Annotated in this window: 6 protein-coding genes; all 6 read left to right on the top strand. The window is 77.0% G+C overall.

What is annotated here, in order from left to right:
- The first annotated feature begins 12 nt into the window (after positions 1 to 12).
- On the top strand, positions 13 to 9,045 hold the full coding sequence (locus ACWGB8_RS08960) for an SDR family NAD(P)-dependent oxidoreductase (RefSeq protein ID WP_452211685.1): 9,033 nt from the start codon (positions 13 to 15) through the stop codon (positions 9,043 to 9,045).
- A gap of 7 nt (positions 9,046 to 9,052) precedes the next feature.
- Positions 9,053 to 11,446, top strand: coding sequence for a beta-ketoacyl synthase N-terminal-like domain-containing protein (locus ACWGB8_RS08955; RefSeq protein ID WP_452211683.1), 2,394 nt, complete (start codon positions 9,053 to 9,055; stop codon positions 11,444 to 11,446).
- The gene (locus ACWGB8_RS08950) at positions 11,443 to 12,228 is read left to right on the top strand and encodes a thioesterase II family protein (RefSeq protein WP_452211681.1); all 786 of its coding nucleotides are present in this window, start codon (positions 11,443 to 11,445) and stop codon (positions 12,226 to 12,228) included. The genes ACWGB8_RS08955 and ACWGB8_RS08950 overlap by 4 nt, the downstream gene beginning before the upstream one ends.
- Positions 12,225 to 13,442: a pyruvate dehydrogenase (acetyl-transferring) E1 component subunit alpha gene (gene pdhA / locus ACWGB8_RS08945; RefSeq protein WP_452211679.1), complete on the top strand. Its 1,218-nt coding sequence runs from the start codon at positions 12,225 to 12,227 to the stop codon at positions 13,440 to 13,442. Before ACWGB8_RS08950 ends, pdhA begins: the two co-directional genes overlap by 4 nt.
- A 2-nt stretch (positions 13,443 to 13,444) precedes the next feature.
- Positions 13,445 to 14,416: an alpha-ketoacid dehydrogenase subunit beta gene (locus tag ACWGB8_RS08940; RefSeq protein ID WP_452211677.1), complete on the top strand. Its 972-nt coding sequence runs from the start codon at positions 13,445 to 13,447 to the stop codon at positions 14,414 to 14,416.
- Positions 14,417 to 14,425: 9 nt separating this feature from the next.
- The coding region (locus ACWGB8_RS08935) for a biotin/lipoyl-containing protein (protein WP_452211676.1) at positions 14,426 to 14,876 on the top strand (451 nt) is incomplete at its 3' end.

Raw genomic sequence — 14,876 nt, 5'->3', positions numbered from 1 at the left:
GGACGCTCCCAGATGACATCGAACAACGGCGCAGCCGGCGCGGTCACCCCGCTGACCCGGGCGCTGGAGACCATCAAGAACCTGAAGGCCCAGCTGGCCGAGAGCAGCGGCAGCCAGCCGCTCGCGGTGATCGGCGCCGGACTGCGCGCCCCCGGCGGCATCCGCGACCTGGACGGCTACTGGGCTGCCCTGCGGGGCGGCGCCGACCACGTCCGGCCGCGCCCCGCCGAGCGGATGGGCCCGTTCGCCGCCGAGTGGGCCGACCTGCCCCACCGGGGCAGCTTCCTGGACGGGGTGCTCGACTTCGACGCCGCCTTCTTCGGGATCAGCCCGCGCGAGGCCCGGGCGATCGACCCGCAGCACCGCCTGCTGCTGGAGGTCGCCTGGGAGGCGCTGGAGCACGCCGCGCTGGCGCCGGACGCCCTGGCCGGCCGGCAGGTCGGCACCTACGTCGGCATCACCGGCCGCCAGGACTACGCGGACTGGCTGGCCGGCGACCCGGACGCCTACTGGACCACCGGCAACGGCCACAGCTTCGCGGCCGGCCGGATCGCCTACTCGCTGGGGCTGACCGGCCCGGCCGTCGCCATCGACACCGCCTGCGCATCCTCGCTGGTCGCGGTGCACCAGGCCGCCCAGGCGCTGCGCCGGGGCGAGGTCGACGTGGCCCTGGCGGGCGGCGTCAACCTGGTGCTCTCGCCGGGTTCCACCCGGGTGATCGAGCAGACCCGCTCGCTCTCCCCGGACGGGCTGTGCCGGGCGTTCGACGCCCGCGCCAACGGCTTCGTCCGCGGCGAGGGCGCCGGCCTGGTCGTCCTCAAGCGGCTCGCCGACGCCCGGCGCGACCACGACCGGGTGCTGGCCGTCGTGCACGGCACCGCCACCAACCAGGACGGCCGCTCCTCCGGCTTCACCGCGCCCAACGTGCTCTCCCAGATCGCGCTGATCGAGGCCGCGCTGGCCGACGCCGGCCTGGACCCGGCCGACATCGGCCTGCTGGAGGCGCACGGCACCGGCACCTCGCTCGGCGACCCGATCGAGATGGAGGCGATCGTCGCCGCGCTGGGCCGCCGCAACGGCGGGACCACCCTGCACGTCGGCTCGCTCAAGGCGAACTTCGGCCACCAGGAGGCCGCCGCCGGGGTGATGGGGCTGATCAAGGCGATCCTCTGCCTGCGCCACCGCGAGGTGCCGCCGCTGGCGCACTTCACCACCCTCAATCCGCGGATCCAGCTGGACGGCACCGCCGTCACGGTCTCCGCCGAGGCCCGGGCGTGGGAGGCGGAGGGCACCGGCCGCTACGCCGGCGTCAGCTCCTTCGGGATGAGCGGCACCAACGCGCACGTGGTGCTCGGCGCCGCCGAACCGGCCGACGGCTCCGACAGGTCCTCCGGGCCCTCCGGGTCCGCCGCCGGGACGGCGCCGGTGGCCGGCTTCGAGCTGTCCGCGGCGACCCCGGAGGCGCTGCGCACCCTGGCCGGGCTGCTCGCCGAGCGGCTGGCCGGCCTGGACGACGCCGCGTACGGCGCGTTCGCGCACACCGTGAGCCTGGGCCGGGCCCGGCTGGCCGTCCTCGCGCAGGTCTCCGCCGCCGACCGGACCGCGGCGCTCGCCGCACTGACCGCCCTGGCGGCCGGTCAGGACCCGCCCGCCGTCGCCCTGGTGGACGCCGCGCACGCCGGGCCGCGCCCGGAGCTGCCGCGCGCCGTGCTCGACCTGCCCGGCTACCCGTGGCAGCGGGCGACCCACGCCCCGGAGGCCACCGCCGACGCGGCACCCGCGCCGGAGGCCGCGCCGCTGTACGAGCTGGACTGGCAGCCGGCGGGGGCGCTGCCCGCCCCCGCCGGGGGCCACGCGCTGGTCCTGGCGGGCGACGACACCGCGCTGCTCGCCCTGCTGGCCGCGCAGGCCGGCCCGGCCGGCACCGTGGTCGGGCCGGTCCCCGCCGGACTGCCGACGGGCTGGTCGCACGCCGCGCTGCCCGCCGACGACGCCGGGTGGCAGGAGTTCTGGGCCGCCCGCACCGACGGCCGCCCGGTCGACCTGGTGCTCGTCCCGTCCGCCGCCGCGCTGCCGGAGAGCGCCGACGCACCCGGCGACCCGGCGGGCGAGGGCGCCGAGCTGCTCGCCTCGGTGGTCTCGGCGGTCCGCTCGCTGTACGCGGCCGGTCCGGGCGGCCGGGCGTTCGCGGTCACCCGGGGCGCCCGCCGGATCCTGCCGGCGGACGCCGTACCGGCCACCGCCGCCGGACTGCTGCACGGCCTCTCCCCCGTCCTCGGCCTGGAGCTGGGCGCCGTCTGGGGCGGCACGGTCGACGTGCCGGCCGCACCCACCGCGGACGACGCCCGCGCCCTGCTGGCCCTGGTCCGCTCGGACTCCGCGGAGGACCTCGCGGCGGTCCGCGACGGCCGCGTGCTGGCCGCCCGGCTGCGGCCGGTCGCCGACGGGTGGAGCCCCGAACTGCCGGTCACCGCCGACGGCTCGTACCTGCTCACCGGCGGACTCGGCGCGATCGGCCGGGCCGTCGCCGCGGACCTGGTCCGACGCGGCGCCCGCCACCTGCTGCTGGTCGGCCGCACCCCCGAGGAGGGGCTGTCCGCCGAGGCCGCGGGCGCGCTCGCCGCACTGCGCGCCGAGGGTGCCGACGTCCGCTACCGCGCCGCCGACTGCGACGCGCCCGCCGAGCTCGCCACGGCGCTGCGCGCCCTGGACGGGCTGCCGCCGGTGCGCGGCGTGGTGCACGGCGCGGGCACGCTGCCCGAGGCCGCGCTCGCCACGGCCGGGGCCGCCGACTTCGCGGCGGCGCTGCGCGGCAAGTACAGCGGCGCCTGGTGGCTGCACCTGGCCGCCCGCGACTGGCCGCTGGACTTCTTCGTGCAGACCTCCTCGGTCTCCGCGCTCTGGGGCCACGAGGGCCGCGGCGGGTACGCCGCCGCCAACGGCGGCCTGGACGCCATCGCCGCCCACCGGGCCGCCGCCGGGCTCCCGGCCACCAGCGTCGCGTACGGCACCTGGGGCCTGGACGGCATGGCCGACGAGGAGAAGCGCCGCAAGCTGGCCCGGATGGGCCTGGCCGAGCTGACGCCCGCCCAGGGCACCGCCGCGCTGGCCGCCGCCGCGCCCGGCGAGGGCGCGCACCTGCTGGCCTGCGCGATGGACTGGGCCCGCTTCGTCGAGGTGGTCTCGACCGTCCGCCGCCGACCGCTGTTCGCCCGCCTGGTGCCGCCGACCGCCCCCGGGGCCGCGGGGGCCGCCGGGACGGCCGGGCCGGGCACCGCCGCCGCGCCGGCCGAGGAGGCCCCGGGCCGGATCCGGCTGCTCGCCCTGCCCGAGGGCGTCCGGGCCGCCGCCGCCCGGACCGAGGTCGCCGCCCTGCTGGCCGCCGTGCTCGGCCACGCCGACGCGGGCGCCGTCCCGGAGCGGACCGGCTTCTTCGACCTCGGCCTGGACTCGATCATGGCCGTGGACCTGGCCCGCGACCTCTCCGAGGCGTACGGCCTGCGGCTGGACGTCGCCGACGTCTTCAACAGCCCGACCGTCTCCGACCTGGCCGCCGCCGTCCTGCAGCAGGTGACCAGCGCCCCGGCCGCACCCCGCCGGCGCCCCGAACGGGCCGCCGCACCCGCCGCGGACGGCGCCGTTCCCGCCCCGGAGCAGCGGCCCGGCACCGCCGAGCCGATCGCCGTGGTCGGCCTGGCCGGACGCTTCCCCGGCGCCGACGGCGTCGACGAGCTGTGGGAGCTGCTGCGCACCGGCACCGACGCCGTCACCACCGTGCCGGCCGACCGCTGGGACGCCGGGCGGCTGCACTCCACCGACCCGCTGGACACCGGCCGGATCTCCACCGACCAGGGCGGCTTCCTCTCCGACATCGCCCGCTTCGACGCCGCCTTCTTCGGCATCCCGGCGCGCGAGGCGCAGAGCCTCGACCCGCAGCAGCGCCTGCTGCTGGAGGCGTCCTGGCACGCCCTGGAGGACAGCGGCACCGCGCCGAGCGCCCTCAAGGGCACCCGCACCGGCGTGTTCGTCGGCATCAGCAACTCCGACTACGCCCGGCACCTGGAGAGCGCCGGACTCGGCGGCCTGGACGCGTACTTCGCCTCCGGCACCGCGCTCAACGCGGCGGCCGGCCGGATCGCCTTCACCCTCGGCCTGAACGGCCCGGCCCTCGCGGTCGACACCGCCTGCTCCTCCTCGCTGACCGCGCTGCACCTGGCGGTGCGTTCGCTGCGCTCGTACGAGAGCGACCGGGCGCTGGCCGGCGGCGTCAACGTGATCAGCTCGCCGGAGACCTCGGTCGCGGTGAGCCGGGCCCACATGCTGTCGCCGGACGGCCGCTGCAAGACCTTCTCCACCGACGCCAACGGCTTCGTCCGGGCCGAGGGCTGCGGGGTGCTGGTGCTCAAGCGGCTCAGCGACGCCCGCCGCGACGGCGACCGGGTGCACGCCGTGATCCACGGCAGCGCGGTCAACCAGGACGGCGCCTCCTCCGGCCTCACCGTGCCCAGCGGCACCGCCCAGCAGGCCGTGATCACCGCCGCGCTGGCCGACGCCGGCGTCGCACCCGCCGACGTCTCCTACCTGGAGGCGCACGGCACCGGCACCTCGCTCGGCGACCCGATCGAGCTCAACTCCGCCTGGGCCGTGCTCGGCCGGGGCCGCAAGCCGGGCGAGCCGCTGCAGGTCGGCTCGGTGAAGAGCAACCTCGGGCACGCCGAGTCGGCGGCCGGGATGGCCTCCGTGTTCAAAGTCGTCCTGGCGCTGCGGCACGGCCGGATCCCCGCCTCGCTGCACTGCGAGGAGCTGAACCCGCACGTCCCGTGGGACGAGATGAACATCCGCGTGGTCGACTCGCTCACCCCCTGGCGGCGCTCCGGCGGCCCGCGCCTAGCCGGCGTCTCCGGCTTCGGCTTCAGCGGCACCAACGCCCACCTGGTGATCGGCGAGGCACCGGCCGACGACCCGGCGGCCGTGCCCGCCGAGGAGCCGCAGGGCCCGTTCCTGGTGCCGGTGTCGGCCCCCGACCCGGCCGCCTGGGAGCGCCTCGCCGCCCTCTGGAAGGACCGCCTGGCGCAGCCCGGCACGCCCGCCGGAACGGCCGGGCTCGCCGCCACCGCCGGCGCCGGCCGGACGCACTTCCCGGTCCGCCGGGCGCTGCTCGGCACCACCCGCGAGCAGCTGCTCGACGCGTTCGGCAGCGAGGGGCCGGCCCACACCGGCGGCCGCGAGCCGAAGGTCGCCTTCCTGTTCACCGGCTCCGGCAGCCAGTACGCCGGGATGGGCCGCGAGCTGTACGACACCGAGCCGGTCTTCCGCGCCGTCTTCGACCGCTGCGACGCCGTCCTGACGCCGCTGCTCGGCACCGGACTGCGCGAACTGGTCGTCGACGGCCTCGACGACCGGGCGCTGGAGCGGATCGACCTCGCCCAGCCCGCCATCGTCGCCCTGGAGCTGGCGCTCGCCGAGCTGTGGAAGTCCTGGGGGGTCACCCCGTCCGCGGTCACCGGGCACAGCCTCGGCGAGATCTCCGCGGCCGTGGTGGCCGGCGCCCTGGACGAGGCCGACGGCCTCGCCCTGGCCGCCCACCGGGCCCGGCTGATCGCGAGCACCGGCCCCGGCGCGATGCTCTCGCTGGTCGCCCCGGCCGCCACCGCCGAGGAGCTGGTGGCCGGCACCGACTGCGACGTGGCCGGGCTCAACGGGCCGCGCTCCACCGTGGTCTCCGGCTCGCCGCAGGGCGTCGCCGAGGTGGCCCGCCGCGCCAAGGAGGCGGGGGTGCGCGCCCAGCAGCTGGCCGTCTCCTCGGCCATGCACTCGCGCTACGTCGAACCGGTCGCCGCCGAACTGGAGCGGATCGTGGCCGGGCTGGCGTTCCGTACGCCGCGGATCCCGATCGTCTCCAACCTCACCGGCCGGGTGCTGGAGGACGGCGCGTACGGCCCGGCCTACTGGGCCCGGCACCTGCGGCAGGCGGTGCGCTTCCACGACGGCGCCCGGGCGCTGCTGGAGCTCGGCACCGACGTGCTGCTGGAGCTCGGCCCCGACCGCACCCTGGTCAACCTGCTGCACGCGGCCGGCACCGTGCCGGCCGGCGGGGCGTACCCGTCGCTGCGCCGCCGCACCGCCGACCGCACCGCGCTGCTCACCGCCGCCGCGGCGCTGTACGAGCAGGGCCAGGAGCTCGACTGGGCGGCCGTGCAGGCCGCGACCGGAGCCGCGAAGGCCCCGGCCCCGCTGCACCCGTTCGCCGCGACCCGCTACTGGACCCCGGCCGCGGCCCCCGCGACCGCCGCCGCCGACACCGCCGCGGCCTCCGCACCGGCGGCACCCGCCGGCGGCCGGCACTGGGGCGCCGAGCTGCGCTCCCCCGCCCTCGACGGCCGGGTCTTCGCGCTGACCCGCAGCGCCGAGTTCCCGCCGTACCTGACCGACCACCGGATCGAGGACACCGTCCTCACCCCGGCCTCCTCCCACCTGGCGACGATCCTCTCCGCGATCGCCGGCGGCGGCGAAGGCCTCGCCGTGGAGGACCTGATCTGCCCGCGCCCGCTGGTGATCAAGGACGGCGAGTCCTACGACGTGCAGATCCTGGTCGGCGGGGAGGGCGCCTCCCGGACGGTCGCCCTGCACAGCCTGCTGGACCCGGAGCAGGGCGTCTGGGAGAAGCACCTGTCGGCGCGGCTCGGCTGCCCGAGCGAGGGGATCCGCCCCGCGGCCACGGACACCCGGGCGTTCATCGCCGAGGCCGACCGGCACGTCTCCGGCCGGGCCTTCTACGACTACTTCCGCGCGCTGGGCTACAACCTCGGCCCGTCCTTCCGCTGGATCGCCGATCTGTGGATCAAGGACGGCGAGGCGCTGGTCCGCTACGCCCAGCCGCAGCTGCCGGACGCCGTCACCGACTACGAGGTCTACCCGGGCCTGATCGACGCGGTGTTCCAGTCCACGGCCGGCTTCATGGTCGACGACCAGGTGCACAGCGCCGCGACCCTGGCCATCCCGTTCTCGGCGGGCCGGATCACCTTCCCCGAGCGGTCCGCGCCGCAACCCGAACTCTGGGGCCACATCCGGACCCTGAAGTCCGAGCCGCTGCCCAACGGGCGGCGCCGGGTCGGCACCGCCGAGCTGCACCTGTTCACCCCGGACGGGCGGTCGCTGCTGGTCGCCGAGGACTTCCGGGTCCGCAACGCCCGCCGCGCGATGCTCCGCCAGAGCCTGCGCGACGGCCAGCCGAACGCCTACGAGCTGGCCTGGATGGCCGAGCCGGCCCTCGACGGCCGGGGCGCGCCCGGCCGCACGGTCACCGTGCTCGGGGCCGCCGACGGGCCCGGCCTGCGGATCGCCGAGGCCTTCGAACAGCTCGGCCACCGGGTCTCCGACACCGTCTCCGCGGCCACCGAGCTGCTGGTCGACGCCCGCTGCCCCGGCGGCGCGGACGACCGGGCGGCCCTCGCCGCCGCCCTGGAGCTGGCCGCCACCCTGCGGTCCGCGCCCCGCACCACCCCGTACGCGGTGCTCGGCACCGGCGGCCCGGAGGCCGCACCCGTCCGCGAGGCGCTCTGGGGCATGACCGCCGCCCTGGAGGCCGAGGACGCCGAGCGCCGGATCCTGCGGGTCGTCCTGGACGAGGGCTGGCAGCCCGAGCAGCTGGCCGGCACCCTCACCCTGCTGCTCGATCGGGGGATCCCGGAGACCCGGATCGCGGTCGGCGCCGACGGCGCCCGGCTGGCCCGGCTCACCGCGGCGATGCCCTCGCCGGCGGTGCCGCAGTGGCAGGGCGGCGGAGTGCTGGTCACCGGCGGGCTCGGGGCGCTCGGCCTGAGCGTCGCGCAGGCCGTCGTCCGCCAGGGCGCCACCGCCGTCACCCTGGTCGGCCGCTCGGCGCCCGACCCGGTCGCCGAGGAGGTGATCGAGCGGCTGCGGGCCGGCGGCACCGCCGTCCGGGTGGTCGCGGCCGACCTCACCGACCCGGGGGCGACGGCCGCCGCCGTGGCCGCCGCCGTCCAGGACGCCCCGCTGCGCGGCGTCTTCCACCTGGCCGGCGCCACCGCCGACCACGCCTTCGACCAGCTGACCGCCGAGGACTGGGAGACCGTGTTCGCCGCCAAGGCGCGCGGCGCGGGCAACCTCGCCGACGCCGTCCGCGGCATCCCGCTGACCGCCTTCGTGCTGTTCTCCTCGGCGGCCGGACTGCTCGGCAACGCCGGCCAGGCCAACTACGGCGCCGCCAACGGCTACCTGAACGGCCTCGCCGAATCGCTGCGGCACCGCGGCGTGCCCGCCACCGCCGTCGAATGGGGGCCGTGGGTGCCGCAGGCCAAGGGCGGCATGGCGGCCTCGGAGGCGGCCCGCCGGGCGATCGGCCGGCTCGGCATCGAACCGCTGACCGACGACGCCGCCGAACCCCTGCTCGGCTACGCCGCCTCGGCGGCCGGCGCCCGACTGCTCGCCGTCGACATCGACGTCACCCGGTACCTGGAGGCACTGCGCGGCCACCCGCGCTCGGCCCTGGTCCAGGAGCTGGCCGTGCCGGCCCGCCCCGAGCCCGCCGCCGAGCGCCCGGCGCAGGACGCCGCCGCGCCCGACCGGCCCGAGGGCGACCGCCGGCGCGGCTGGCTGCGGGCCCTGCTGGCCGACCTGCCGGACGAGGACCGCGAGAACGTGCTCCGGGAGACCCTGCGGGTGCTGATCGGCGAGACGCTCGGCGAGCCCGACGCCGTCGCCGACCACGACCGCGGCTTCGAGGAGGCCGGGATGGACTCGATCATGGTCCTCGACCTCGGCGACATCCTGGGCGGCGCCCTGGACACCGAACTGCCCTCCACCGTCGCGATCGACTACCCGACCGTCCGGGAGCTGGCCGCGTTCGTCGTCGAGCAGATCGACCTCGCCCCGTCCGAAGCCCCCGCCGTCCCCGCGGCGGCCACCGCCCCCACCGCGCCGACGGCCGCCCCGGCCGCGCCGCTCGCCGAGGACACCCTCGCCGCCCTGAGCGACGAGGAGCTCCTCAAGGCCCTGTCCGACGACCTGACCGTGGATCTGTGAGGTGACCATGGACACCGATGACCTGCGCCGCATCATGGAGCAGCAGCTCGCCCAGTCGCAGCGGCTGAAGGCCCGGATCCGCGCACTGGAGGACGCCGCCACCGCACCGCTGGCCGTGGTCGGCCTGGGCCTGCGGCTCCCCGGCGGACAGACCACCCCCGAGGAGTACTGGGACTTCCTGCTCGGCGACACCGACCCGGTCGGCCCGATCCCCGAGGACCGCCCCGGCCTGCGCTCGGTCTTCACCGCGGGCGCCGAGCGGCCCGGCCGCTCCTACGTCGACCGCGCCGGATTCCTGCGCGACGTCGCCCACTTCGACCCCGCCTTCTTCGGCATCTCGCAGCGCGAGGCGGAGACCCTCGACCCCCAGCAGCGGCTGCTGCTGGAGACCTCCTGGGAGGCGATGGAGCGGGCCGGGATCGCCGTCCGCCGCCAGGAGCGGCTGGAGGCGGGCGTGTTCGTCGGCCTGATGACCGCCGACTACACCGAGCGGCTCGGCCACCGCGCCGACCGCACCGCGCTCGACCCCTACTACGGCACCGGCGGCGGCCACGCCATGGCGGCCGGCCGGATCAGCTACGCACTCGGCTTCTCCGGGCCCGCGCTGACCGTCGACACCGCCTGCTCCTCCTCGCTGGTCGCGCTCCACCTGGCCGCACAGAGCCTGCGCCGGGCCGAGTGCCGCTACGCCCTGGTCGGCGGCGCCAACGTGTTCTTCTCCCCCGACCTGATGGTCTCGCTCTGCCAGAGCAAGGCCCTCGCCCCGGACGGCCGCTCCAAGGCCTTCCTGGACTCGGCGGACGGCTACGGCCGCGGCGAGGGCGTCGGCACCCTGGTGCTGATGCGGCTGGCCGACGCGGAACGCGAGCAGCGCCCCGTCCTCGCCGTGCTGCGCGGCACCGCCGTCAACCACGACGGCGCCTCCTCCGGCCTGACCGTGCCCAACGGCCCCGCCCAGCAGCAGGTCGTCCGGGCCGCCCTGGCCGACGGCGGGATCGCCCCGGCGGAGGTCGGCTACGTGGAGGCGCACGGCACCGGCACCTCGCTCGGCGACCCGATCGAGGCCGGCGCACTGGACGCCGTCCTCGGCAGCGGGGCGCCCGGCCGCACCGAACCGCTGCTGGTCGGCACCGTCAAGTCGCGGATCGGCCACCTGGAGAGCGCGGCCGGCATCGCCGGGCTGATCAAGCTGGTGCTGATGCTGCGCCACGGCACCGTACCGGTCGGCCAGCCGGAGTCGGCCGGCCCGCTCAACCGGCTGATCCCCTGGCAGCGGCTGCGGGTCGAGGTGCCGCGCCGCACCCGGCCCTGGCCGGCCGGGCAGCAGCGCCGGATCGCCGGCATCAGCGCCTTCGGCATGAGCGGCACCAACGCGCACGCCGTCCTGGAGGCGTACACCCCGGCACCGGCCGAACCGGCCGCGGCAGGGCCGGAGCTGCTCACCCTCTCGGCGAAGGACCCCGACAGCCTCGCCGCCCTCGCCGAGGACACCGTCGCCCGGCTGGCCCGCACCGGGCCGGCCGAGCTGGCGGCGGTCTGCGCCACCCTGCGCGACGGCCGGACGGCGTTCCCGTACCGCCTCGCGGTGACCGGCGCCGACGCCGAACGGCTCGCCGTCCGGCTGGCCGCCGCGGCCGACGCGCTCGACCGCTCCCCGGCCGGCGCCGCCTCCCCGCAGCCGCCGGTGCGGCTGCGGCTCGCCGAGGACACCGCGGCGGTCGGCCGCGGCCTGGACGCCCTGCTCGCCGCCCACCCGGCGCTGGACGGCCCGGACGACTCCGCGGACGCCCCGGGCGTCCGGCTGGCCCGCCGGCTGGCCCGCCTCGGCCTGCGGGTCGACCACACCGTGGAGCGCCCGGCCGTGCCCGGGGCGGTCGCCGAACTGGTCCGCGAGGGCCGGTCGCTGCTGCTGCTCGACGGCGATCCGGCCGCCGCGCCCGGCCTGCTGCTCGACGCCCTGGCCGAGCTCTTCCGGGCCGGCGCCGACCTGCGGTTCGAGTCGCTGCGCCGCCCCGGCACCCCGCGCACCGGCGACCTGCCGACGTACGCGTTCCGCCGGGTCCGCTGCTGGATCGACGAGCCCGACCCGGCCACCGCCGACGCGGCGCCCGGCCGGGCCCCGGCGCGGGCGGACGGGCTGCCGGACGTCGGTGCGTTCCTGCGCCGCGAACTCGCCCGGGTGCTGCACGCCGACCAGGAGCTGCTGGACCTCTCGCAGTCCCTGCTCGACGTCGGCGGCGACTCCTTCACCGCGATGCAGCTGACCATCGCGATCGAGGAGGCCTACGGCGTGGAGGTGCCGGTCGACGAGCTCTCCGCCGACCTTCCGCTGGTCGAACTCTTCGAGCTGCTGGGCGGGTTCGTCACCGGCAGCGTCCGCGAACTGGAGCCGCTGTCATGACGACGCCCACCCCCTTCGTCCGGCCGCGCGCGGTCGAGGACCCCGAGCTGCGGGTGATCGGCTTCCACCACGCGGGCGGCTCGGCCTCCGCCTACTACCCGCTGCACCGGGAGCTCCCGGAGACCTGGGAGCTGCTGCTGCTCGACCTGCCGGGGCGCGGCAAGCGCTACGGCGAGGAGCCGCTGGAGGACCTCGGGGAGGCCGTCGCGCTGGCCGTCGCCGACCTCGAACCGTGGTCCGACGCCCCGCTCGCGCTGTTCGGCCACAGCTACGGCTCGCTGGTCGCCCTGGAGACCGCCCGGGCGCTGGACGCCGTGGGCCGGCCGCCGGTGTGGCTGGGCGTCTCCGGGCGCGTCCCGCCCGGCTACCGCACCCTGCGGCGGCTGTCGCTGCTGCCCGACGACGCCCTGCTGCGGGAGCTGGGCGCCATGGGCGGCCTGCCCGAACAGCTCACCCGGGTACCGGAGTTCGTCGAGCGCTTCGTCCGGCTGACCCGCTCCGACCTGCGCGCGGTGGAGTCCTTCCGCCCGGCGCAGGACCGCACCCCGCTGCCCTGCCCGATCAGCGTCTTCTGCGGCACCGAGGACGCCTGGGGCCCGCCGGCCGCGATGGCCGGCTGGGGCCTGGAGACCTCGGCCGGCCACCGCCGCCGGGTCTACCACGGCGGTCACTTCTACTTCCTGGGCGACGCCATGCCGGGCTTCGCCCACGACCTGGTCGCCGAGATCGGGGCCGCCCTGGCCCCTGACGGCGCACGCGTCCCCACGGGAGCCCTCCGATGAGCCCGACCCGCACCCCGGCCGACCCGCACCCCGGCCTGCACCCCGGCCTCGACCCCGCCCCGCACCCCGACCTCCACCCCGGCACCCGGCCCGGCCCGTTCCGGCTGGAGGCCGCCCCGGTCTCCACCGACCAGGTCCAGCTGCTCACCCCCGAGGGCGAGCGGGTGCACGTCCCCGGCCTGGACCCCGGCTGCACCCCGGACGAACTCCGCGCCATGTACCGCGACATGGTGCTGGTCCGGCGCTTCGACAACGAGGCGACCGCCCTCCAACGGCAGGGCGAACTCGGCCTGTGGACCCCGCTGCTGGGCCAGGAGGCCGCCCAGATCGGCTCCGCGCGGGCCCTGCGGCCGGACGACTTCGTGTTCCCCAGCTACCGGGAGCACGGGGTCGCCTGGTGCCGCGGCATCGACCCGCTCGACCTGATCAAGGTCTTCCGGGGCACCACCAACGGCGGCTGGGACCCGCAGGAGCACAACTTCCACCTGTACACCCTGGTCGTCGGCGCCCACCCGCTGCACGCCGCCGGCTACGCGATGGGCGTCGCCCAGGACGGCGCCGGCACCGCCGTCGTCACCTACTTCGGCGACGGCTCGACCAGCCAGGGCGACGTCTCCGAGGCGTTCAACTTCGCCGCCGTCTACAACGCGCCCGTGGTGTTCTTCTGCCAGAACAACCAGTGGGCGATCTCCGAGCCGACCGAGCGGCAGAGCCGGGTGCCGATCCACCAGCGCGCCCAGGGCTTCGGCTTCCCGGGCGTCCGGGTGGACGGCAACGACGTGCTGGCCTGCCTGGCCGTCACCCGGGCCGCCCTGGAGCACGCCCGCAGCGGCCAGGGCCCGGTGCTGATCGAGGCGTACACCTACCGGATGGGCGCGCACACCACCTCGGACGACCCGAGCCGCTACCGGCACGAGGCCGAGCGCGAGGCCTGGGCCGCCAGGGACCCGATCGCCCGGCTGCGGGCCCACCTGGCCCGGGAGTTCCACGCCGACGAGGAGTACTTCGCCGCGGTGGACGCGGAGGCCGAGCGGCTGGCGGTCCGGATCCGCGAGGAGGTCCGCGCCACGGCCGATCCGGACCCGCTCAGCCTGTTCGACCACGTGTACGCCGAAGGACACCCGCTGGTCGCCGAGGAGCGCGCCCAACTCGCCTCCTACCTGGCCTCGTTCGCCGACGGCCCGACCGGCCACGAGAGCACGGGGGAGTGGTGACGGTGGCGGAGCCGACCTTCGCCAAGGCGCTCAACGAGGCGCTGCGGCACGCGATGGAGCGCGACCCCAAGGTCGTCCTGATGGGCGAGGACGTCGGGAGGCTCGGCGGCGTCTTCCGGATCACCGAGGGGCTGCAGAAGGACTTCGGCGAGGCCCGGGTGCTGGACAGCCCGCTCGCCGAGTCCGGGATCGTCGGCACCGCCGTCGGCCTCGCCCTGCGCGGCTACCGGCCGGTCGCCGAGATCCAGTTCGACGGCTTCGTCTACCCGGCCTTCGACCAGATCGTGGCCCAGGTCGCCAAGCTGCACGCCCGCTCGCTGGGCAAGGTCCGGGTACCGCTGGTGATCCGCATCCCGTACGGCGGGGGCATCGGCGCCGTGGAGCACCACAGCGAGTCGCCGGAGGCGCTGTTCGCGCACACCGCCGGCCTCAAGGTGGTGTCCCCCGCCACCCCGTCGGACGGCTACTGGATGTTGCGCCAGGCCATCGAGTCGGACGACCCGGTGGTCTTCTTCGAACCCAAGCGCCGCTACTGGGACAAGGGCGGGGTCGACCCCGCCCCGGCCGCCCCGCTGCACGCCGCCCGGATCGCCCGCCCCGGACGGGACCTCACCCTCGCCGCGTACGGGCCGATGGTGAAGGTCTGCCTGGAGGCCGCGGCGGCGGCCGAGCAGGAGGGCACCTCGATCGAGGTGGTCGACCTGCGCTCGATCTCGCCGATCGACTTCCCCACCCTGCAGGAGTCGGTTCGCCGCACCGGCCGGCTGGTCGTCGTGCACGAGGCGCCGGTCTTCCTCGGCGCGGGCGCGGAGATCGCCGCCCGGGTCACCGAGCACTGCTTCTACCACCTCCAGGCCCCGGTGCTCCGGGTCGGCGGCTTCCACCTGCCGTACCCGCCGTCCCGGCTGGAGGAGTCGTACCTGCCCGACCTGGACCGGGTGCTCGACGCCGTCGACCGCGCCCTCGCGCACTGAGGATCCAAGATGACCGCAATCGCACCCGCGCCGCCCCGCTTCCGGCGCTTCCCCCTGCCGGACGTCGGCGAGGGGCTGACCGAGGCCGAGATCCTCCGCTGGCACGTGGCGGTCGGCGACCGCGTCCGGGACGGCCAGATCGTCTGCGAGGTGGAGACCGCCAAGGCCGCGGTCGAACTCCCCATCCCCTTCGACGGCCTGGTGCACTCGCTGGGCTTCCCCGAGGGGGCCACGGTGGACGTCGGCGCGGCGATCATCACGGTGGACACCGGGCCCGCGGAGGGGGCGCCGGCCGACCCGGCGCCCGCACCGATCGCACCGGCCGACCTGGCCGCGCCGACCGCACCGACCGCGGCAGCCGCCGTACCTCCCGCGCCGCCCGCCCTGGCCGCGGACTGTTCGGGAGCCGCGGCCGCCGGGCGGAAGGCGGTGCTGGTCGGCTACGGCGTCGCCCCCGCCC

It is taken from the genome of Kitasatospora sp. NPDC054939, from assembly GCF_053610105.1.
Note: the sequence above shows the minus strand (reverse complement) of the source record. Positions and strands in the feature narration are given on the sequence as shown.

What these genes read in the sequence shown, in the direction of transcription:
- ACWGB8_RS08960 (WP_452211685.1), top strand. Translation starts at nt 13, where the DNA reads ATGACATCGAACAACGGCGCAGCCGGCGCGGTCACCCCGCTGACCCGG.
- ACWGB8_RS08955 (WP_452211683.1), top strand. Translation starts at nt 9,053, where the DNA reads ATGGACACCGATGACCTGCGCCGCATCATGGAGCAGCAGCTCGCCCAG.
- ACWGB8_RS08950 (WP_452211681.1), top strand. Translation starts at nt 11,443, where the DNA reads ATGACGACGCCCACCCCCTTCGTCCGGCCGCGCGCGGTCGAGGACCCC.
- pdhA (WP_452211679.1), top strand. Translation starts at nt 12,225, where the DNA reads ATGAGCCCGACCCGCACCCCGGCCGACCCGCACCCCGGCCTGCACCCC.